This is a genomic window from Saccharomonospora sp. CUA-673, from assembly GCF_001942305.1.
GTDB lineage: Bacteria > Actinomycetota > Actinomycetes > Mycobacteriales > Pseudonocardiaceae > Prauserella.
In genome coordinates this window covers 24,755-46,071 of the sequence record NZ_MKKE01000024.1, presented here as the reverse complement: position 1 = coordinate 46,071, position 21,317 = coordinate 24,755, and the positions used below count along the sequence as shown (strand labels likewise).

Annotated in this window: 13 protein-coding genes and 4 pseudogenes; 5 read left to right on the top strand and 12 right to left on the bottom strand. The window is 71.6% G+C overall.

What is annotated here, in order from left to right:
• Window positions 1-45: 45 nt before the first annotated feature.
• From BJF85_RS31410 to BJF85_RS13005, 11 genes and pseudogenes are all read right to left on the bottom strand, one after another.
• Window positions 46-4,188, bottom strand: coding sequence for an amino acid adenylation domain-containing protein (locus BJF85_RS31410; protein ID WP_369822158.1), 4,143 nt, complete (start codon window positions 4,186-4,188; stop codon window positions 46-48).
• A 112-nt stretch (window positions 4,189-4,300) separates the two neighbouring features.
• The gene (locus BJF85_RS13050; RefSeq protein WP_075847735.1) at window positions 4,301-5,074 is read right to left on the bottom strand and encodes an ABC transporter ATP-binding protein; all 774 of its coding nucleotides are present in this window, start codon (window positions 5,072-5,074) and stop codon (window positions 4,301-4,303) included.
• Window positions 5,071-6,156, bottom strand: a complete 1,086-nt coding sequence (locus BJF85_RS13045; RefSeq protein ID WP_083666339.1) for an iron chelate uptake ABC transporter family permease subunit — start codon at window positions 6,154-6,156, stop codon at window positions 5,071-5,073. The genes BJF85_RS13050 and BJF85_RS13045 overlap by 4 nt, the downstream gene beginning before the upstream one ends.
• Window positions 6,153-7,129: pseudogene (locus tag BJF85_RS13040) on the bottom strand (FecCD family ABC transporter permease). The gene BJF85_RS13045 and the pseudogene BJF85_RS13040 overlap by 4 nt, the downstream one beginning before the upstream one ends.
• A gap of 69 nt (window positions 7,130-7,198) precedes the next feature.
• Window positions 7,199-8,206, bottom strand: a complete 1,008-nt coding sequence (locus BJF85_RS13035) for an ABC transporter substrate-binding protein (RefSeq protein WP_075847733.1) — start codon at window positions 8,204-8,206, stop codon at window positions 7,199-7,201.
• Between the two features lie 264 nt (window positions 8,207-8,470).
• The gene (locus BJF85_RS13030) at window positions 8,471-9,346 is read right to left on the bottom strand and encodes a siderophore-interacting protein (protein ID WP_075847731.1); all 876 of its coding nucleotides are present in this window, start codon (window positions 9,344-9,346) and stop codon (window positions 8,471-8,473) included.
• A 70-nt stretch (window positions 9,347-9,416) separates the two neighbouring features.
• Window positions 9,417-9,674 carry a phosphopantetheine-binding protein gene (locus BJF85_RS13025; protein WP_075847729.1) on the bottom strand — a complete coding sequence of 86 codons (258 nt, stop codon included), beginning with the start codon at window positions 9,672-9,674 and terminating at the stop codon, window positions 9,417-9,419.
• 30 nt (window positions 9,675-9,704) lie between these two features.
• On the bottom strand, window positions 9,705-10,376 hold the full coding sequence (locus BJF85_RS13020; RefSeq protein WP_075847753.1) for an isochorismatase family protein: 672 nt from the start codon (window positions 10,374-10,376) through the stop codon (window positions 9,705-9,707).
• A complete protein-coding gene (locus BJF85_RS13015) occupies window positions 10,376-12,022 on the bottom strand; it encodes a (2,3-dihydroxybenzoyl)adenylate synthase (protein ID WP_075847727.1) in 1,647 nt (548 codons plus the stop codon). Before BJF85_RS13015 ends, BJF85_RS13020 begins: the two co-directional genes overlap by 1 nt.
• A 16-nt stretch (window positions 12,023-12,038) precedes the next feature.
• Window positions 12,039-13,236: pseudogene (locus BJF85_RS13010) on the bottom strand (isochorismate synthase); the annotation flags it as partial.
• Between the two features lie 163 nt (window positions 13,237-13,399).
• Window positions 13,400-14,110 carry a hypothetical protein gene (locus BJF85_RS13005; protein ID WP_083666337.1) on the bottom strand — a complete coding sequence of 237 codons (711 nt, stop codon included), beginning with the start codon at window positions 14,108-14,110 and terminating at the stop codon, window positions 13,400-13,402.
• 107 nt (window positions 14,111-14,217) lie between these two features.
• Here BJF85_RS13005 and BJF85_RS13000 point away from each other — a divergent pair, with 107 nt between their 5' ends.
• The 3 genes and pseudogenes from BJF85_RS13000 (at window position 14,218) to BJF85_RS12990 (ending at window position 16,911) form a co-directional block, all read left to right on the top strand.
• Window positions 14,218-14,496 carry an SAV_915 family protein gene (locus tag BJF85_RS13000; RefSeq protein ID WP_075847723.1) on the top strand — a complete coding sequence of 93 codons (279 nt, stop codon included), beginning with the start codon at window positions 14,218-14,220 and terminating at the stop codon, window positions 14,494-14,496.
• A 120-nt stretch (window positions 14,497-14,616) separates the two neighbouring features.
• Window positions 14,617-16,406, top strand: a pseudogene (locus BJF85_RS12995) (biotin carboxylase N-terminal domain-containing protein).
• Window positions 16,407-16,491: 85 nt separating this feature from the next.
• On the top strand, window positions 16,492-16,911 hold the full coding sequence (locus BJF85_RS12990; RefSeq protein ID WP_075847721.1) for a DUF1707 domain-containing protein: 420 nt from the start codon (window positions 16,492-16,494) through the stop codon (window positions 16,909-16,911).
• Window positions 16,912-16,990: 79 nt separating this feature from the next.
• Here BJF85_RS12990 and BJF85_RS12985 read toward each other — a convergent pair.
• Window positions 16,991-18,735 (bottom strand): annotated as a pseudogene (locus BJF85_RS12985) (glycerol-3-phosphate dehydrogenase/oxidase).
• Window positions 18,736-18,998: 263 nt separating this feature from the next.
• Here BJF85_RS12985 and BJF85_RS12980 point away from each other — a divergent pair.
• Both BJF85_RS12980 and glpK read left to right on the top strand, forming a co-directional pair.
• On the top strand, window positions 18,999-19,745 hold the full coding sequence (locus tag BJF85_RS12980) for an MIP/aquaporin family protein (protein ID WP_075847719.1): 747 nt from the start codon (window positions 18,999-19,001) through the stop codon (window positions 19,743-19,745).
• A 13-nt stretch (window positions 19,746-19,758) separates the two neighbouring features.
• The gene (glpK, locus tag BJF85_RS12975) at window positions 19,759-21,264 is read left to right on the top strand and encodes a glycerol kinase GlpK (protein ID WP_075847717.1); all 1,506 of its coding nucleotides are present in this window, start codon (window positions 19,759-19,761) and stop codon (window positions 21,262-21,264) included.
• The last annotated feature ends 53 nt before the right edge of the window (window positions 21,265-21,317 follow it).

Below are 21,317 nucleotides of genomic sequence, written 5' to 3'. Positions count from 1 at the left end.
CGCCGTAGCCGATGCCGCCGTCCGGGACGGCGCGGCGGGCCTCCTTCACCGCGCGCAGCAGCCGGCCCGCGGTGTCGCCGCCGGAGAGCGCGTCGCGCAGGTCGACGTCCGTGCCCAGCGGAGTCGCGGGCACGCGCACGGGGAACTCGCCGGTGAACCAGCCGACGGTGCGCGACAGGTCCGCCCCGGGCACCTGCCCCTCCCGCCCGTGCGTCTCCACGGTGACCCCGAACGCCTCCCGCGGAACTCCCGCGCCGCGAGCACTGCGGAGAGCGAGGACGAGGCTGCCAGGAGGACTTCGTCGGTGCCGGTTCGGTAGGCCGCCGGCAGGGTCGTCAGGGCTGCTTCCGACGCTCGGGGGCCGGCGACCGTTGTCGCCTTGCGGGCCGTGGCGACCGTGTCGCGCAGCGGGTCCAGTGCGGGTAGACCGAGCGGGCGGATGTCCGGGTCGGTCGCCGCACGCCAGTGGTCCAGCTCCGCCCGCCGCGCACCGCTCTCGCCCTGTTCGGCGAGCGCCAGCGCGTGCGACCGGAACGACGTCCCCTCCGCAGGCAACGCCTCCCCGCGGGACGCGGCCCGCAGCGCCGGGATCAGCACCCGCCACGACACCCCGTCCATCACGAGGTGGTGCGCGACGAGCACGATGCGGTACTCGCCCAGCAGCGCCACCCGCAACAGGGCGCCCTCGGCCGGGTCGAGTTCGGCGGCCAGCGCGGACGCGACCCGTCCGGCCGATGCGTCCGCGTCCTCGACGGTGACGGCGCGCTCGGCCGCCGCGGCGAGCGCGGACTCGTCGGCGGGCGGGACCTCGAGGCCCGCGTCGGTGCGGCGCAGCCGGAGGGCGGCGTGCGTGGTCAGCACGGTGCGCAGGCCGGTCACGAGCGCGGCCCGGTCGACCGATTCGGTGGTGCTCAGCACCGTCCACTGTGCATAGCCGGCGATCGCGGCCGGGTCGGGGTTCGGGTCGAGCAGGCCGCGGATGATCGGCGTGGCGGGCACCTCGCCGACCGGTTCGTCGACGGCCGTCTCGACCTCACCGTCCAACGACTCCAGCCCCGCCGCGAGGGACGCGATGTCCCGGCGGGCCAGCAGATCGCGCGGCCGCAGGTCGAAGCCGTGCGCGCGCAGCCGGCTGCTGACGCTGATCGCGCTGATGCTGTCACCGCCGATGCCGAAGAAGTCGTCGTCCGGTCCGACCTCATCGGCGTCGAGGTCGAACACCTCGGCCACGACCGCGCACAGCACGCGTTCGCGCGCGGTGGACGGGCGGCGGCCGCTCGAGGTCGCTCGCGGCACGGGCAGCGCCGCACGGTCGACCTTGCCGTTCACGGTGACGGGCAGTTCGTCGAGCACGACCACGGCCGACGGGACCAGGTGGTCGGGCAGGCGTGCGGCCAGCTCGTCGCGCACGCGTTCCGGGGTGAGGTCGGCGGTCACACCGGCACCACCATCGGCAGACTCCCGTGCGGGCACGACGTAGCCGACGAGTCGTGGGGTCGCCGTCTCGGTGCGCACCATGGCGGCCGCGGCGCTCACGCCGGGCAGCGCGCCGAGCTCGGCCTCGACCTCGCCGACCTCCACACGGTGTCCGCGGATCTTGACCTGGCCGTCGGCGCGTCCGATGTAGACGAACCCGCGGTCGGTCCAGCGCGCGAGGTCGCCCGTGCGGTACATGCGCTCCCCCGGCGGTCCGTACGGGTCGGCGACGAACCGCTCGGCGGTGCCGCCGAACCGGCCGAGGTAGCCCCTGGCCAGTTGCGGTCCCGCCAGGTACAGCTCGCCCGTGCCACCGGGGGCGACCGGCTGCAGGGCGTTGTCCAGCAGGTACACCCGCATCCCGGCGAGCGGACGGCCGATCACCGGTTCGTCGCCGGCGATCTCGGCGTAGGCGGCGTCGACGGTGGCCTCGGTGGGCCCGTAGATGTTCCGGCCGTCCACACCGGACTCGACGATGCGCCGCCACAGCGCGGGCGGGGTCGCCTCCCCGCCGAGCACGACCAGCGCGGGACGGTGCGACCCGTCCAGCAGACCGGCGTCGGCCAGCGGCGCCGCCAGCGACGGTGTCGTGTCGACGACGTCGATGCGGTCGCGCGTGTAGGCGGCCAGCAGCGCGTCGGCGTCCTTGAGCATCTCCCCCGCGTACAGGTGCAGCTGATGTCCACACAGGAGCCACACCAGCTGGTCCAGTGCGGAGTCGAACGCGAACGAGTACGTGTGCGCGACGCGCAGTCGCCGGCCGGCCGACCGTTCGGTCTGGGCGACGACGGTCGCCCGCTGGTGGTGCAGCAGCGAGCGCAGGCCGCGGTCGGGCACCTGCACGCCCTTGGGCCGACCCGTCGAACCGGACGTGTAGATGACGTAGGCCAGATCGTCGGGGCGGCGTCCGCGCGCCCGCTCGGCGTCGGCGAGCGGCCCGTCCGGGAACGCCGCGGCATCGGAGACCTCGAGCGTCGGCCGTTCGCCGAGCTCGCGGTCGACCGACGGCTCGGTGACGAGCACGGCCGGGCGGGCGTCGTCGAGCAGCATGCGGAGCCGGTCGTCGGGGTGGTCGAGGTCCAGCGGCAGGAATCCGCCACCGGCGTCGAGCGCGGCGAGCAGGGTCACGACGTAGTCGACCGAGCGGGGCAGCGCGATCGCGACGAGGTCGTCCGGGCCGACCCTGCGGGCGCGCAGGGCCCTGGCCAGCCGGTGCACGCGGGCCGCCAGCTCGGCGTAGGTCACCTGCTCGTCGTCGTGGACGAGCGCGACGTCGTCGCCGCGCGCGGTCGCCAGCGCCGCCAGCACGTCCGGCACGGAGGCGGGCTCCCCCGGCACAGCCGGCGGGGCCCATGCGGTCAGCAACGCGGCCCGGTCGTCGGGCGAGACGACGGAGACGCCGCCCGCCGCCGGCGCGTCCTCGCCGGTCAGCTCCCGCACGAGGGTGCACACGGTCGCCAACCGCCCGTCCACATCGGACTGGGTGTGCGTGCGGGCGTCGACCTCGAAGCCGAGCAGCAGACCGCCGTCGCGCGTCGGCAGGACGCTCAGTCCCATGTCCTCGGGCGGCCCGCCCGCGACGTTGCGCATGACGCCCGTCGAACCGGCGAAGTCGAGCGTCAGGTCGAACGCCTTCAGGTTGACGCCCGCGCCGTGCAGGATCGCGCCCGCACCGACCGCGGCGAGGTCGCGCGGCAGGTTCTCGCCGCGGTAGCGCTGGTGCGCCCGCATCTCGGCCATCGCCTCGGCGACCCGGCGCGCGACGACACCCAGCGTGTCCTGACCGCGCACCTCGAGCCGCAGCGGCAGGACGTTGACGGCCATGCCCGGGGTGCGCAGTTCGGCGCCGCTCGTGCGGCACATCAGCGGCAACGCGAACACGACGTCGGTGCGACCCAGCACGCGGTGCAGGAACACCGCGTAGCAACCGAGGAGGGCGTCGCCCCACGTGACGCCCTCCCGGTCGGCGAAGGCGCGCAGCGCCGCCAGATCGTCGGCCGGCAGCACGGTCTTCGCCGACACGGTCTCGGCCAGCCCGGATCCGGGCGCAGTCCACTCGGGAAGGTCGGGCAGCGGCGTCATCCGGTCGACCCAGTACGCCCGGTCCTCGGCGGGCTTGTCGCCGGCGAGGTAGTCGCGGTCGGCGGCGACGAAGTCGGCGAACGAGCCGAAGTTGCACTTCGGCACGGGCTTGCCCGCGACGGCCGCCGTGTAGCGCGCCGCCGTTCGGCGCGCGAGCATCGCCGCGCTGTAGCCGTCGAAGACGAGGTGGTGCCCGAGCTGGGTGTACCAGACCTCCGTCGCCGACAGCACGATGATCGTCTGCGTGTACAGCTGCCGGTCGGTCATGCGCCGGGTCGCCTCGGCCAGGGCGAACCGTTCCGCCGTGACCAGTTCCTCGGCCGCGGCACGCGGATCGCTCACGTCGCTGACGTCGACGACGCGCGGACGGGGCACCGGCTCGTCGCTGACCCACTGCCGCGGGCCGTCAGCCGTGTCGGCCACGCGCAGCCGCAACGACTCCGCGTCGGCGATGGTGCCGGTCATCGCCTCGACCAGCAGCTCGGTGTCGACCGGCCCGCCGTCGGCGATCTGCACGACGTCGCCCACCACGTAGTACGGCGAATCCGGTTCGAGCCGCTGCGCGTTCCAGATGCCGAGCTGCGCACTCGTCAGCTCGTACGACTCCGGCGGCTGGGACGGCTTGGACAACACGTGCTCCTCGGTACAAGGGTTCTCAAAGGCAGGGGTTCTTGAAGGCAGGAAAGCCGCGCTGTGGTGGGAAGGCGCTCGGTTCCGGTGGTCGGTATCGGTGTCGGTGGCGCTATTCCGGGACGACCATCGGCGTCCCGCTGACCGGGTCGGGCACGATCACGCTCGGCAGATCGAACACGTCCTTGATCAACGCCGAGTCGACGACGTCGGCCGCCGAGCCCTCGGCCACGACGCGGCCGTCCTTCATGGCCACGAGGTGATCGGCGAACCGGCACGCCTGGTTGATGTCGTGCAGGACCGCGATCACGGTCCTGCCCTCGTCGCGCAGCCGCGACAGCAGCGCCAACAGTCGGTACTGGTGCGTGATGTCCAGAAAGGACGTCGGCTCGTCGAGCAGCAGGTACGGCGTCCGTTGCGCCAGCACCATCGCCACCCACACGCGCTGGCGCTGCCCGCCGGACAGTTCCGCCACCGGCCGTTCGGCGAAGTCCTCCACCTCGGCGGTGACCATGGCCTCGGCGACGGCGTCCTCGTCCTCGTCGGTCCACAGTGCCAACAGCGACTGGTGCGGATACCGCCCGCGGGACACCAGTTGGCGCACCTTGATGCCCTCGGGCGCGAGCGGATCCTGCGGCAGGAACGCGAGTTCGCGGGCGAGCGCCTTCGGCGGCAACGCCGACACCGACGTGCCGTCCAGCGACACGCTGCCCTTGCCGGGCTTGAGCAGGCGCACGAACGCGCGCAGCAGCGTCGACTTGCCGCAGCCGTTCGGCCCGACGACGGCGGTGAACGCACCGTCCGGGACATCCAGGCTGAGTCCGGTCGACACGACGCGTTCGCCGTAGCCGAGCGTCACATCCTGGGCACACAGCCGTGCGGTCATCTGCGCCTCACCTCCTGGGCCAGCAGCCAGATCAGGTAACAACCGCCGATCGCCGTGGTGACGACGCCGACGGGAAGGGACACCGGGGCCAGCAGCATCTGCGCGATCAGGTCGGCCACCTGCAACAGCACGGCACCGCACAGCGCCGCGGGCAGCAGCGGGATGCCGGGTGCGCGGGCGAGCCGCCGTCCGATCTGGGGTGCGGCGAGCGCGACGAACACGACCGGCCCCGCCACCGACGTCACCGTGGCGGTGCAGCCGACGCCGATGAACACCATCAGCAACCGCTGCCGTTCCAGTCCGACGCCCGTCGAGATCGCGACCGAATCGCCCAGCGCCGACTGGTGCATGGCGTGCGCGCGCAGCGCGATCCCGAGCAGCAGCACGCCGATGATCGCGGCGGGCATGACGAGGTCTTCCCAGTCGATACCGTTCAGCGAACCGGAGTTCCAGCCGACCGCGGCCATCGCGACCTCAAGCTCGGCGCGCAGGATCAGCCAGTTGTTCAGCGCCGTGACCATCGCGTTCACGGCGATGCCGATGACGACCAGGCGCATCCCGGACAGGCCGTTCGAGCGCGAGAGCACGTACACCACGACCGCGGTGATCAGCCCGCCGACGACGGAGCCGAACGCGACGGTCGCGCCCGCCCCGGCGAACACGGTCATCACCAGCAGCGCGCCGGTGTAGGCGCCCGCGTCCAGTCCGATGATGTCCGGACTGCCCATCGGGTTGCGGGTCAGGTTCTGGAAGATCGCGCCGGCGACGCCGAGTGCCGCGCCGAACAGGATCGCCGCGACGACGCGGGGGCCGCGCCATTCGGCGATGACCACCGACGGCTGGGTCCCGGTCAGCGCACCGAAGACCTCGCCGGGCGTCGACCAGCTCGATCCGAACGACAGTCCGATGTAGGCGAGCACCAGCATCGCCGCCCCGGCGCCGATGATCAGCCCGAGGGTGCGGCGTTCGATCCACAGTGCGCGCCCGCGCACGGGAATCCGGACCTGGTTCGGCCGGTGCGGCCGGTCGGCCTGCGGCGGTTCGGGCCGTGGGGCCGGTGCGATCAGCTCGTTGCCGCTCATAGTGATCCCGCCCCGTACTTGCGAACGACCCAGATCAGCATCGGCCCGCCGAGGAAGGCGGTGACGATCGCGACCGGCACCTCGCCGGTGTGCAACACCACGCGGGCGAGCGTGTCGGCGACGAGCATCAGGATCGGCCCCGCCACGGCCGAGAGCGTCACCAGCCACGGCACCGAGCCGACGGTGAGCCTGCGCAGCAGGTGCGGCACGATCAGGCCGACGAACAGGATCGGCCCGGCCACGGCCGTCGCGGCGCCCGCCAGGACGGTGATCAGCACGAGCGTCACGGTCCGCGTGCGGGCGACGTTCGCGCCGAGCGTGTGCGCCACGGTCTCGCCGAGTGCCACGGCGTTCAGCGACCGGGCGACGAGCAACGCGCCGATGAGGGCGAGCGCGATCGCGACGAGCGGGATCGTCAGATCGGTCTGTTCCCGGCCCGCCAGCGAGCCGACGGCCCAGAACCGGTACTTGTCCAATGTGTCCGGTGACGTGAGCCGGACACCCAGTGACACACCCTGCAGCACGGCCGACAACGCGACACCGGCCAGCAGCAGCCGCAACGTCGAGTGGCGGCGACGGCATAGACGACCACGGTCGCCAGGACCGCGCCCACCACGCCGAGGCCGAGTTCGTTGATCGCCGAGCCCGCCAGCCCCATGGCCGCGCCGAGGGTCAGGGCGAACCCGGCGCCGTGCGTGACGCCGAGGATTCCCGGTTCCGCCAACGGGTTCCGGGACAACGTCTGGATGAGCGCACCGCCCACCGCGAGCGCCGCACCGACCGCGATGCCGAGCAGCGTCCGCGGGATGCGGATCTCCCGAACGACCAGGTGGTCACCGGCGAGCGGGTCGAAGTCGACGAGGGCACGCCAGATCTCGCCGACCGGCACGTTCTGCGCGCCGACGGAGATGCTGGCGACGATCGCGGCGAGGAGCACGACGAGACCCCCGGCGAGGAGGGCCGGGCGGCCCAACCTCGCGGGGTGCGACTCGTCGGCGGAGTCCCGCCTGTCACTGAGGGTGCGGTCGGCACGGGCGCGACGTCACCTCTGCTGCTGCAGCAGCGGCGCGAACGTCTCGTCCAGCGCCTCGAGCGCCGTCGTGGCCTGGCCGTACGTCGCCGCCTCGGTGTACTTGATCGGGAATGTCTGGTCGTCCTGCACGGCGGGCAGGTTGTTCCACAGGTTCGAGTCGAGCACGTACTTGACCGGCTCGGGCAGCGAACCGTCGTGGTTGACGCTGTAGGTGATCGCGTCGGCCTCGCCGAGCGCCGAGGGCAGCTCCTCGAGCGACGGGTACTCGCTGACCGCGCGGGAACCCTCGCCCTTCTCTGCCACCTCGCCGAAGTACTCGACGCCGATGTCGTTGGCGACGTTGGTGCCCCACGAACCGTCGAACTCGCGCTGGAACGTGCCGTTCTCGACCTCGCCGTACCCGCCGATGTGGGCGAGCTGCACGCCGTCGAGCGCCTCGGCGTACTTGCCCTTCAGCTCCTCGGCCTTCTCCTCGTAGGTGGCCTTGACCTCGTCGAACTGCTCGAGCGCACCCGCGGCGTCGGCCTGCTTGTGCGAGACCTCCTTCCACTGGGAGGGCACGTCGGGGCCGATCGCGACGACCGGTGCGATCGACTCGAGCCGTTCGGCGTCGATCTCCTGGAAGATCGGCTGCGGGACGCCGATCACGATCAGGTCGGGGTTCTGCTCGGCGATCGCCTCGTAGTTGGTCTCGGCGGCCGTCTCGCCGGCGACCCGGGGCAGGTCCTGATAGGTCTGCATGTCCTCATCGGACATCATCGGCTCACCGCGCTGCCACGAGGAGATCCCGACGAGCGGCGCGCCGGCCTCGATGAGCGTCGGCACCGCGTAACCGGTCGCGACGACGCGCTCAGGGTTCTCCGGGATCTCGACGGTGCCGTTGTCCGCCTCGAACTGGCGCGTCTCGCCGGTCGCTTCCCCGCCGCCGGTGCCGCAGCCCGCGACGGTGGCGGTGAGGGCGAACGCGGCCACGGCGACGGCGCCCTTGGTGAGTCGGGAGGATCTGAGCAGAGTCATCGGTGTCGTCCTTGAATCTCGATGGGGATGGGGATAAGCAACCAGATTCAGTTAGGTCGTGCGGTTGTATGTCTTCGTGGTGACCAGGCTTCGAGGTGCGCCGCCGCTGCGACCGCGCCGGCCACCGGCACCGCCGCGGGTTCTCAGCGGGTTCCTGGCGAGGACAGCGCCGACGAGGAGATTGGGCATTCGTGAGGAGGGGATCCCGCAGCCAGGGGCCCGCTGAGGTTCCGCCACCCGCACCGGCCATCAGGCCGTCCACTGTCAATGTCCATGGCCGTGCTCGTGGTCGTCGTCGTAGTCGGCTACGCCGCGCTTCCAGTACCCGGTGATGTCGTGATCCGCTTTGGACAGACCGAGCTCGTTGCGGACCCAGCGGCGGAGGGGCTTGAGGGTGCCGGCCTCGCCGGCGAGCCAGACGTAGAGCCGTTCGGTGTCCGACGAGCCGGGCAGCGGCAGCGCGCGCACGGTGCGTTCGATGAGGTCGGTGGTGCCCGGCGCGGCGCCGTCGCGGTGCAGCCAGCGCACCTCGACGCCCTCGGGATGGTCGAGGGGGATTTCCTCGCCGGCGTCGGCGACCTCGATCACGGCCCACCCCTCGGTGGTGGGCGGCATCTCCTCGAGCCACCGCGCGATCGCGGGCAGCGCGGTGATGTCACCGGCCAGCAGGTACTTGTCGTAGCTGGTGGGCACGATGAGCCCGCCGGGCGGGCCGGCGACGTGCACCTGCTCGCCGCTGCGCGCGGTGCGCGCCCATTCGGCGGCCAGGCCGCCGTCGTGCACGGCGATGTCGATGTCGAGTTCCCGTGCGTCCGGGTCGAACCGCCGCACCGTGTACTCGCGCGACGTCGGCGACGGCCGCGGCCACTTCAGCATCGCCCCGTCGGGCTCCGGCAGCCGCAGCGTGCCGTCCGGGTCGGTGAAGATCAGCTTGACGTGCTCGTCGGGCGCGTGCGCCTCGAAGCCGTCCACACCGGACCCGCCGAGCGTGAGCCGGATCAGGCCCGAGCCGACGGGCGCGGTGCGCACGACCTCGACGGTGCGGATCCCGATCGGGTAGCCCACCTTCTCGCTGCTGCGCCCCGCCCGCACCTCGGCGATCCGGTCCAGGTGCCGGTGCCGGTGATCGACCCGCGTCACGACCCCTCCTGTGTCTTGCGGGACACCCGCACCCGGTCGGACGCCATGACCGGGGCTTCGCGATTGTCGGTCATGCGTCCTCCTCGGCAACCAGCGAGATCCAGTGGCCCAGTTCCGGCTGTTCGGCCAGGTCCGGGAACTCCACGCTGTCGACGCCGGCAGCGCGCCAGCGTTCGATCAGGCTCATGATGCGGATGGAGTCGAGCCCGGCGTCCATGAGGTTCTCGTCGTCGCCGATGCTCGCGGCATCGCGGCCGAGCAGTTCGGCCACGTCGGCACGGACGGTCTCCGCGGTCGGTGCCGCGGTGTCGGTGGTCGGATCGGTCATGTCGCGTCCTTGCTGTGGTGGATGTTCGGGTTACAGCGCGCCGGCGGGAACCGGTGCGGCCAGGGCATCCCGGGCGGTGGCGGTGTCCACAACGGACCCGCACACACCGGCCACGTAGGCGCATGCCTGGTCGTGGCGTTCCCGGGAGAAGTCGGCGACCGCGTCGGCGATGAGGAACGGGCGAACGTCGCGCATGAACGCCTCCTGCGCCGTGGCCTGACAGCCGATGTGCGCGTACACCCCCGTGATCATCAGCTGGTCCCGGCCGGCGGCGGCGAGGCGTTCGGCGAAATCGCTGCGCTGGAACGCGCTGTAGCGCCACTTCACCAGCACGGTGTCGCCGACCGCCGGCGTCAACTCGTCGACGACGTCGGCCACGCTCGGGTCGGCGTCGACGTGCGCGCGCATGCCCTCGCCCCAGAAGTCCGTCTGCAGCCCGCGTTCGGACTGCGGCGGGCTCGCCGGCTGGGCCGTGTAGTACACGGGAACGCCCTGCTCGTGGCACGTCCTGATCAGGGCGGCCATGTTGGCGACGGCCTCGTCGACCGGCGCACCCGCGAACGGCCGCAGGAAGTAGCGCTGCATGTCGTGCACGAGCAGCGCAGCCCGACCGGACTCGAGTCGCCAATCCACGCGGCCCGTCGGAAGTTCGTCCGATGTGGGCAGTCGGTACGGCTCGATGGTGGGCAGGGACATCGACATCACCCGTTCTTCGCCTGAGCGGCGAGCAGTGCCCGCAGCTCCCGTTTGCTCGTCTTGCCGACACCCGTGGTCGGGAACCGTCCGGTCAGCACGACCCGGTCGGGGATCTTGTAGGCGGCGACCCCGCGCTCGCGGACGAACCGGCGCAGCTCCGCCTCGGCGGGTTCGGCACCGTCGGCGGCGACCACGTAGGCGCACGTGCGCTCGCCGAGATAGTCGTCGGCCACGCCGACGACGGCCGCGTCGACGACGGACGGATGCGCCATGAGGTGGTTCTCGACCTCCTCGGGCGCGACCTTCTCGCCGCCGCGGTTGATCTGTTCCTTCACGCGCCCGACGACCTCGACGTGCCCGGACGGATGGAACTTGACCAGGTCTCCCGTGCGGTAGAAGCCGTCGGCGGTGAACGCCGACGCGTTGTGCTCGGCGGCGCGGTAGTAGCCGCGGATCGTGTACGGCCCGCGCGTCAGCAAAGCCCCGGCCTGGCCGGGTTCGACGACGTCGGCCGAGCTCGCCTCCGGGTCGTCCGGGTCGACCACGCGGATCTCGTCGTCGAGCGAGATCGGCCTGCCCTGGGTGGACAGCACGAGCTCGTCCGGATCGTCGAGTCGCGTGTAGAACACCAGACCCTCGGCCATGCCGAACACCTGCTGCAACCGGCAGCCCAACGCGGGTTCGATGCGTTCGGCGAGTTCCCTGCCGCACTTGGCACCGCCGACGAGCAGTACCTCCAATGTGGACAGGTCGCGCTTCGTGCGTCCTGCCGCCTGCACCCATGCCGCGGCCAACGGCGGGACGACGCCGCACATCGTGACGCCCTCGGCCTCGATCAGCCCGAACGCGGTGTCGGCGTCGGGCCGCGGCGAGAGCACCACCGTCGCGCCGGAGTGCAGCGCGCCGAGGATGCCCGGCGAGCTCATCGGATAGTTGTGCGCCACCGGCAACACGACGAGGTAGACACTGTCCGGCCGCAGCCGGCAGATCCGCGCGCTCTCGCGCACGCTGTAGAGGTAGTCGTCGTGGGTGCGCGGGATCAATTTGGACATTCCCGTGCTGCCGCCCGACAGTTGCAGGAACGCCAGTCCCGACGGATCAGGGTCGGCCAGCTCCTTGGGCTCGGCGGCCGCCAGCTCGGCGAACTCCGCGCTTCCGACGGCCAGCACATGGCGCACCGACGGCACGTCGCCGGCCACGGCCCGCGCCTCGGCCGCGAAATCGTGCCGCTCGTGCACGCCGACCGTGATGATCGCCGACGCCTCGGCGTGTGCGGCGAAATGCGTCAACTCCGAACGCCGATGCGCGGGCAACGCGAACACGGGCAACGCGCCTGCGCGCCACAGCGCGAAGATCACCGGCACGTACTCGGCGACGTTCGGCAGCTGCACGATGACCCGCTGCCCGTCGGCGATGCCGGTGTCGACCAACCCGGCGGCGAGGCGGTGCGCACGCTCGTCGAGTTCGGCGTAGGTCCAGCGGACCTGCTCACCGGTCTCCGCACTGACGCCCACCACCGCGGTGCGTTCGGCGTACGCCTCGGCCAGACCGCTCAGCCACGTGCCGAACGTCTGCCCCTGCCAGTAACCGAGTGCCCGGTACCGCGCGGCGTCCGCGGCGGGCCACGGCGTGAGGTCCGGGCCGGCGGTCATTCCGCCGCTCCCCGCGGGACCCCAGCGCGCCGAGGAGCGTGCGGAACTTGGCGCTTGTCTCGGCCAGTTCGGCGTCCGGGTCGGAACCGGCGACGACGCCCGCGCCGCATACACGCGCACGGTGCGCTCGGCCGCTCGGCGCAGCGGATCGTCACGACCCACTCGCCGTCTCCGTCGGCGTCGGTCCAGCCGACGAGTCCCGCGTAGTAGCCGCGGTCGGTCGGCTCGAGGTCGGCGATCACGTCCCGCGCGGTCGTCGTCGGCACCCCGCACACGGCGGGCGTCGGGTGCAGCGCCTCGGCGATCGCCAGCGACGACGACGCCGGGTCGTCGGGCGCGGCGAGCGTGCCGGTGATGCGCGTGGACAGATGCCACATCGTGGGCGTGCCGATGACCTCGGGCTCGGGCACGTCGAGGTCGGAGCAGACCGTGCGCAGCACGTCGACGACCTGGCGGATGACGATCTCGTGCTCGGCACGGTCCTTCTCGGCGGTGCGCAGATCGTCGATGCGGCGGCGGTTCTCGGCGTCGTCGGCCGAGCGGGGCCGCGACCCGGCCAGCGGGTTCACGACGACCGTGTCCCCGCGGCGGGAGATCAACAGCTCGGGGCTCGCGCCGAACAACGTGCGGGCGGCCGAGTCACCGGGGGCGGTGACGTCGACGGCGAACGCGTGCGCCGCCGGGTTCGCCTGCACCAGCCGGGCCAACAACGGCGGCACCGACACCGGCTCGTCGGCGGTCAGGTCGAGCGCGCGGGCCAGCACGACCTTGTCGAGGTCGCCGGTCTCGATGTGCAGGAGCGCCTTCCGGACGGCCTCCACATAGTGCTCGGGCTCCGGCGCCGGGGTGACATTCCACGGGCCGGGGGTCGGCGCGGTGGCCGTGCCGGCGTGGGCCTCCGGGCCCGGCGCGGGGGCACGGCGCACGACGGCGGGGACGACGAGGCTCGCCTGGCCGTCGTCACGGAAACCGATGGCCCCGGCAACGATCGGGTCCTCCAGCCCGGACTCGCGTGCCTGCGTCAGCGCCCGTGCGGCCGCCGCGGCGTGCGAGTCGTGCGCATTGCCCGGTTGTCGGCGCACCACGGAGTGCACCCCGTCGGCGAGCAGCGTGCCGCCCTGCGACGAGTAGTAGAACGAACCGGGAAGGTACGCCGCCAGCAGATCGGCGGCCGCGTACGCGGGCCGCGGCCGGACGAGGACCGGTGAGGACACTCAGACAACTCCCTCGAGAGACACCCTCGGACTCGGACGCTAGTTAGCCTTACCTAACGAACCAGAACCGTACGTTAGGTTAGCCTTAGATGAAAGACGCGCCCGTGAGATCCGGTTCACAGACCGGGACAAACCGCCGCACGGCGCGAGGGAGCAACGAGGTTCAGCTGCAGGGGATGAGTTCGGACTGGTCGACGTCGACCTCGGGCCAGCCGCGCAGCGAGCCGGGTGAGCCGTAGATGTCGGTGCAGCCGACGGTCCCGCCGGTCAGGTCGAACACCTCGACCAGCACGGGCGCCACCTGGCATTCGGCGACGCTGTCGACGTCGCTGCAGTCGTGGCTGACGACGACCACCTCGGGCACGTCGTCGGCGTCGACGTCGTCGAGGGTCACGCTGCCGGCATCGGAGAAGTAGGGCCGCTGGTCCGAGCGCCAGCTGTCGCCCTGCCAGATGAGCACCTCGCCGACCATGCCGCCGTCGTGCGGACCCCGCACCAGGCAGACGGGCGTCGTGGATTCCTCGCACCGCAGCGAGTCCCGGTTCAGCGGCACCCCCATCGCCGCGACGGTGACCTCGGCGACGCTGCCCGACGTCGGTCCGCCCGCGCGCAGGCGCGCCACGGTGCCCTCGGCGTCGGCGAGCAGTTCGACGGGCATGCCGTTGACGGATTCGGACGCGACGACCCGGCACGGCCCGCCACCGCAGCCGGCGTCCTGGGTGCCGGTCGGCATGGACAGCCCGTCGGCGGCGGCGCGATCGTCGTCGGGCCGCAGCAGGACGGCGACCACCAACGACGTCGCCACGACCACCGCGGCGACGGCCGCGGTGATCAGCACCGACCTCGGCGGCCGCGACCACGACTGGCTGAACACCCCACAGAGCCTAGAGGTGCCGCCGGAGGCGCACCCCTCGTCCGTGGGACATCGCGCGGTCGTGGGACATCGGACGTCACGGACCGCGCACGGCTACCGTCGGCGCCGTGACGAATCCCCAGCTCCCGCCCGTCGTGTACCTGCCGACCGGTCCGCACGACGGCGAAGCCACCCAGCAGGCCGACATCGAACTGCGCCGCACCCCGGACGGCCGGCTCGCGCTGCTCGCCTACTCCGCCGTCGACCGGCTCGTCGAATGCTGCGGGCCGCACCAACCGTGGATCCTCGCGCAGACCTCCGATCTGCCGAAGCTCCACGAGCGGCAGCCGTACGAGATGATCCTGCTCGACGCCGAGATCCCCGAGGAGTTGCGCCACCCGGCGTGACCCGCCCACCCCCACGCGCACCCGCCCGCGGCCCCGGTTCGGTGCGCTGACCTCCGTGACTCGGGTCTCACCGATGCCCTCCCCCGGGTCCGTAGACTCCGGCACGAGGACGTGCGTGACATGGAGGTAGGCGTGCCGCAACGAGGCAGCGTGACGAAGGTACTCATCGCGAACCGTGGCGAGATCGCGGTGCGCGTGATCCGGGCCGCGAGGGACGCGGGCATCGCGAGCGTGGCCGTCTACGCCGATCCGGACCGGGACGCACCGCACGTGCGGCTCGCCGACGAGGCGTTCGCGCTCGGCGGCGAGACGGCCGCCGACAGCTATCTGGTGTTCGACAAGCTGCTCGACGCGGCGAAGCGCTCCGGTGCCGACGCCGTGCACCCCGGATACGGCTTCCTGTCCGAGAACGCCGACTTCGCGCAGGCCGTCATCGACGCGGACCTGACGTGGATCGGCCCGTCGCCGCAGGCGATCCGCGACCTCGGCGACAAGGTGACCGCGCGGCACATCGCGTTGAAGGCGGGCGCACCGCTGGTGCCCGGCACGAAGGACCCGGCGGCAGGCGCCGACGAGATCGTCGCGTTCGCCGAGGAGCACGGACTTCCCGTGGCCATCAAGGCCGCGTTCGGGGGCGGCGGCCGCGGCCTGAAGGTCGCGCGCACCCTCGAGGAGATCCCCGAGCTGTTCGAATCGGCCACCCGCGAGGCGGTGTCGGCCTTCGGTCGCGGCGAGTGCTTCGTGGAGCGCTACCTCGACAAGCCGCGGCACGTCGAGGCCCAGGTGCTGGCCGACCAGCACGGCAACGTCGTCGTCGTGGGCACCCGCGACTGCTCGCTGCAGCGCCGGCACCAGAAGCTCGTCGAGGAGGCGCCCGCGCCGTTCCTCACCGACGAGCAGCGCGAGACCATCCACGCCTCGGCCAAGGCGATCTGCTCCGAGGCCGGCTACTACGGCGCCGGCACGGTCGAGTACCTGGTCGGCATCGACGGCACGATCTCGTTCCTCGAGGTCAACACGCGACTGCAGGTCGAACACCCCGTGTCGGAGGAGACGACGGGCCTCGACCTGGTGCGCGAGCAGTTCCGCATCGCCGAGGGCGGCGTGCTGCCGCTGACCGACGACCCCGCCCCGCGCGGACACTCCATCGAGTTCCGCATCAACGGCGAGGACGCGGGCCGGGGCTTCCTGCCCGCACCGGGCACGGTGACGCGGCTCGACTTCCCCTCCGGCCCCGGCGTGCGCGTCGACGCCGGCATGGAGACCGGCACCGTCATCGGCGGCCAGTTCGACTCGATGCTGGCGAAGGTGATCGTCACCGGCGCGACCGGGATCAGGCCATCGAACGGTCCCGAAGGGCCCTCGACGAGATGGTCGCCGAGGGCATCGCCACCGTGCTGCCGTTCCACCGCACGATCCTGCGCGACCCGGCGTTCGTCGGCGACGGCAAGAGCTTCTCGGTGCACACGCGGTGGATCGAGACCGAGTTCGACAACACCATCGAGCCCTACACCGGCGACGCCGACGCCGAGGACGACGCGGAGCCGCGGCAGAACGTCGTGGTCGAGGTCGGCGGCCGGCGCCTCGAGGTGTCGCTGCCCGCGGGCCTCGCGTCCGGCGGTGGCGGTGGTGGCGCCGCGGCCACGAAGGCCAAGCCGCGCAAGCGTGGTGGCGGCGGCAAGGCGGCCGTGAGCGGCGACGCCGTGACCGCGCCCATGCAGGGCACCGTGATCAAGGTCGCCGTCGAGGAGGGCCAGCAGGTCGAGGCGGGCGAACTGATCGTGGTCCTGGAGGCCATGAAGATGGAGAACCCCGTGACGGCCCACAAGTCGGGCACCGTCACCGGCCTGTCCGCCGAGGTCGGCGCCACCGTCACCCAGGGCACGGTCCTCCTCGAACTCAAGGACTGACCGAAGCTCCCGGGAGTGCTGAACAGGGGGCAACGGTTCTGCGACGTCGTGGCACCGGCGGGCGCGCGGCGCCTACGATCGACGTGTGGCCGCTGACCGATCCGAAGTCCGCCTCAGCGACGCTGAGCGCCAGGAAGCCCTCGACGCGCTGTCCGAGCACGTGCGGACGGGCCGGCTCGAGCTCTCCGAGTTCGACGAACGGTCGGCCCAGGTCAGCACCGCCAAGTTCCGCAAGGACCTGAGGCCGCTGTTCGCCGACCTGCCCGATCCGCGGCCGAGCGTCCTCGACGCCCCGCCGCCGCGGGCGAGCACCGCGCGCGCCCCGGAACCCCCGCGCACCTCGGCACCGCAGCCGTGGTCGCAGAAGCTCGCCTCCACCGCGGTGCCGATCGCCGCCGTGGTCGCGATCGTGCTGTTCTTCACCGTCGCCAAGGCGTGGGTCGTGTTCCTGCTGCCGGCCGTCGTCGCCTTCGTCGTCGGCGCCCTGGTCAACCGCCGCCGCTGATCGCGTTCCATATCGGACGTCCGAAGTAGACGCCGGACCGGGGTCGTCCGGCTCGAAACCGGACCGACCCCCGGCGGTGTCAGGACGTCGGGGCCGCCAGGCCGTCCCGGGCCTCGGGGGCGGCGACACGGCGGGCGTCGGCGGCCTCGTCGTCCGGCTGGGCCTGCGAGTCCCGTTCGGCCTCGACGCGTGCCCGGTACACCTCGATCTCGCGGGCCCGCTGGTCGGCGTCCCAGCCGAGGACCTCGCCCATCAGGTCGGCGACCTGTTCGGCGCTGTCGACGCCGCGGTGCGGGTACTCGATGGAGATCCGCGTGCGCCGCGCGAGCACGTCCTCGAGGTGCAGGCGCCCTCGTCGGTGGCCGCGTAGACGACCTCGACGCGCAGGTAGTCCGGCGCCGCCTCGATCGGCTTGAGCAGGTCCGGCCTGCCCTCGGCCAGACCGAGCACGTCGCTGATCAACGAGCCGTACCGGTCGAGCAGGTGTCGCACCCGGTACGGGTGCAGGCCGTGGTCGCCTGCGAGGTGGTCGGCCTGGTTGACCAGCGCGTGGTAGCCGTCCGCGCCGACGAGCGGCACCTTGTCGGTGATCGACTCCTGCACGCGCTCGGGCACGTCCACGACGGCGGCGTCGACGGCGTCGGCCGCCATCACACGGTACGTCGTGTACTTGCCGCCCGCGATCGCGACGAGCCCCGGGGCCACGCGCGCCACGGCGTGCTCGCGCGAGAGCTTCGAGGTCTCCTCGCTCTCGCCCGCGAGCAGCGGCCGCAGTCCGGCGTAGACACCCTCGATGTCGTCGTGGGTCAGCGGCGTCGCGAGCACCTTGTTGACGTGTTCGAGCAAGTAGTCGATATCGCCGCGGGTGGCCGACGGGTGCGCGAGGTCGAGGTTCCAGTCCGTGTCGGTGGTGCCGACGATCCAGTGGTTGCGCCAGGGAATCACGAACAGCACGGACTTCTCGGTGCGCAGGATCATGCCGCTCTCGGCGACGATCCGGTCCCGCGGCACGACGATGTGGACGCCCTTGCTGGAGCGCACGCGGAAACGTCCGCGGCTGCCGGACAGGCTCTGCAGCTCGTCGGTCCACACGCCGGTCGCGTTGATCACCGCGTGGGCACGGACGTCGACCTCCTGTCCGTTCTCGACATCGCGCACGCGCACGCCGGAGACCCGGTCGGCCTCGCGCAGGAACCCGACGACCTGCGTCGAGTTCCGCACGACGGCGCCGTAGTGCGCGGCCGTGCGGGCCAACGTCATGGTGTGCCGGGCGTCGTCGGCCTGCGCGTCGTAGTACCGGATGCCACCGATCAGCGCGTCACGTTTGAGCGCGGGCACCATGCGCAACGCGCCCGCGCGCGAGAGGTGCTTCTGGCCGGGAACCGACCGCGCGCCGCCCATCGTGTCGTACATCAGCAGGCCCGCCGCGGTGTACGGCCGCTCCCAGACGCGATTCGTCAGCGGGTACAGGAAGCTCACCGGCTTGACCAGGTGCGGCGCGATCCGCGTGAGCATCAGCTCCCGCTCGCGCAGCGCCTCGCGCACCAGGCCGAACTCGAGCTGCTCGAGATAGCGCAGTCCACCGTGGAACAACTTGCTGGACCGGCTCGACGTGCCCGACGCGAGATCACGCGCCTCGACGAGCGCCACCCGCAGACCGCGGGTCGCCGCGTCGAGCGCCGTGCCCGCGCCGACGACACCACCGCCGATGACCACGAGGTCGAACGTCTCGTCCTCGAGCCGCCGCCATGTCTCCGTGCGGGTCACCGGACCGAGTCGTGCCGGAGCCGCTGCCCTCGCGTCGCGTCCACGCTGCCCTGTCACGCCAGTTCCTCCTCGCACTGCTCACCACCACGTATCCCGATCATCGGATACGCCTCCAGCATGTCACGTTCACCGTCGCTCGCACGTTTGCGCACACGCGATGCGCCGAACGACGCTTTGAGCGATGAACCACATCCGAGTAGCGTTCCTCCCGAGTGGAACGGCAGGGGCGCCGTCCGGCACCCGGCCGGCCCGCGCCCACCAACCCGAGAGCGGAACCGGCCGGGCGGGTTCTGCAGTGCCGAAGCTGGAGGATGCGAGCTATGAACGCCGGATCGATTTTCGTATGGGAGATGCTGGGCACCTCGGTGCTCGTCCTCCTCGGTACCGCTGTCGTCGCGAACAACGTGTTGCGCAAGACCAACGGCAACGGCGGCGGCATCCTGTTCATCACCGTCGGTTGGGCCTTCGCGGTCTTCGCGGGCGCCAGCATCGCCGACCCGTCGGGGGCCCACATCAACCCGGCCGTCACCTTCGGACTCGCGGTCTCCGGCGAGATGGCCTGGGCGGACGTGCCGATCTACTGGGCCGGCCAGATGGTCGGTGCCGTGCTCGGTGCGATGTTGACGTGGCTGGCCTACAAGCTGCAGTTCGACGACCACCCCGAGCCGGAGAACACGCTCGGCATCTTCTCGACCATTCCCACGATCCCGAACAAGGTGTGGAACACGGTCACCGAGATCATCGGTACGTTCGTGCTCGTGGCGTGGATCCTGCTGAACCCGGGCTTCGGCCAGACGGCCGCGGGCGAACCGGAGTTCGGCAATGCCGCGCTCGGGTACGCGGGTGTGGCCCTGGTCGTGTTGGTGATCGGTAACTCGCTCGGCGGCCCGACCGGCTACGCCATCAACCCGGCGCGTGACCTCGGGCCCCGCATCGCGTACGCGATCCTGCCGATCAAGGGCAAGGGCAGTCCGCAGTGGGGCTATTCCTGGGTACCCGTCGTAGGACCGCTCATCGGCGGCGCGCTCGCCGGTGCCCTCTTCCTCGCCGTGAACGGCCTGAGCTGAGTTTGGAGCAACTGTGTCTCGTTTCGTCGCTGCCATCGACCAGGGCACCACATCGACCCGGACGATGATCTTCGATCACTCGGGCAGTGTGGTGGCCGTCGACCAACGGGAACACCAGCAGATCTTCCCCCAGGCCGGGTGGGTCGAACACGACCCGGAGGAGGTCTGGGCCAACACCAGGGCGACCGCCGCGGGCGCGCTCGCCAACGCCGACATCACCGCGTCCGATGTGGTGGCCGTCGGCATCACCAATCAGCGTGAGACCACCGTCGTGTGGGACCGCAACACCGGCAAGCCGGTGTACAACGCGATCGTCTGGCAGGACACCCGCACCGACCGGATCATCACCGAGCTCGGCGAGCTGGGAGGAGGTCAGGAGCGGTACCGGGACAAGACCGGTCTGCCGCTGGCGACGTACTTCTCGGGTCCGAAGATCAAGTGGATCCTGGACAACGTCGAGGGTGCGCGGGAACGCGCCGAGGCCGGTGACCTGCTGTTCGGCAACATGGACACCTGGTTGCTGTGGAACATGACCGGCGGCACCGAGGGCGGCATCCACGTCACCGACCCGACCAACGCCTCGCGCACCATGTTGATGGACCTCGACACGCTCACCTGGGACACCGGGATCGCGGACGACATGGGCATCCCGATGTCGATGCTGCCGGAGATCAAGTCGTCGTCCGAGCAGTACGGCTCGGTGCGCGAGCGCGGCGCGCTCGGCGGGGTGCCGATCGCGGGCATCCTCGGCGACCAGCAGGCCGCGACGTTCGGGCAGGCCTGCCTGTCGCGCGGCGAGGCCAAGAACACCTACGGCACCGGCAACTTCGTGCTGCTCAACACGGGCAACGAGAAGGTGCTCTCGGAGAACGGCCTGTTGACGACGGTCTGCTACAAGATCGGCGACAACGACACGGTGTACGCGCTCGAGGGCTCGATCGCCGTCACCGGTTCGCTCGTGCAGTGGCTGCGCGACAACCTCGGCATGATCGGCTCGGCCGCCGAGATCGAGGGCTACGCGCGCACGGTCGAGGACAACGGCGGCGCCTACTTCGTGCCGGCGTTCTCCGGGCTGTTCGCGCCGTACTGGCGGTCGGACGCGCGCGGCGCGATCGTCGGCCTCACCCGGTTCGTCAACAAGGGACACCTCGCCCGCGCCGTGCTCGAGGCGACGGCGTTCCAGACCCGCGAGGTCATCGACGCGATGAACGCCGACTCGGGCGTTCCACTGCGGACGCTCAAGGTCGACGGCGGCATGGTGGTCAACGACCTGCTCATGCAGTTCCAGGCCGACATCCTCGGCGTCGACGTCATCCGGCCGAAGGTCAACGAGACCACCGCGCTGGGTGCCGCCTACGCGGCCGGGCTGGCCGTCGGGTTCTGGGAGTCCGAAGAGGACATCAAGTCGAACTGGGCCAAGGACAAGGAGTGGCAGCCCGCGATGGATGACGAACGTCGCGAGAGCGAGTACCGCAACTGGAAGAAGGCCGTCACCAAGACCTTCGACTGGGTCGAATAACCGCCGTGTCAGCACCCCACGTCGCCGTGTTGGCACCCTGCGACGCCGTGTTG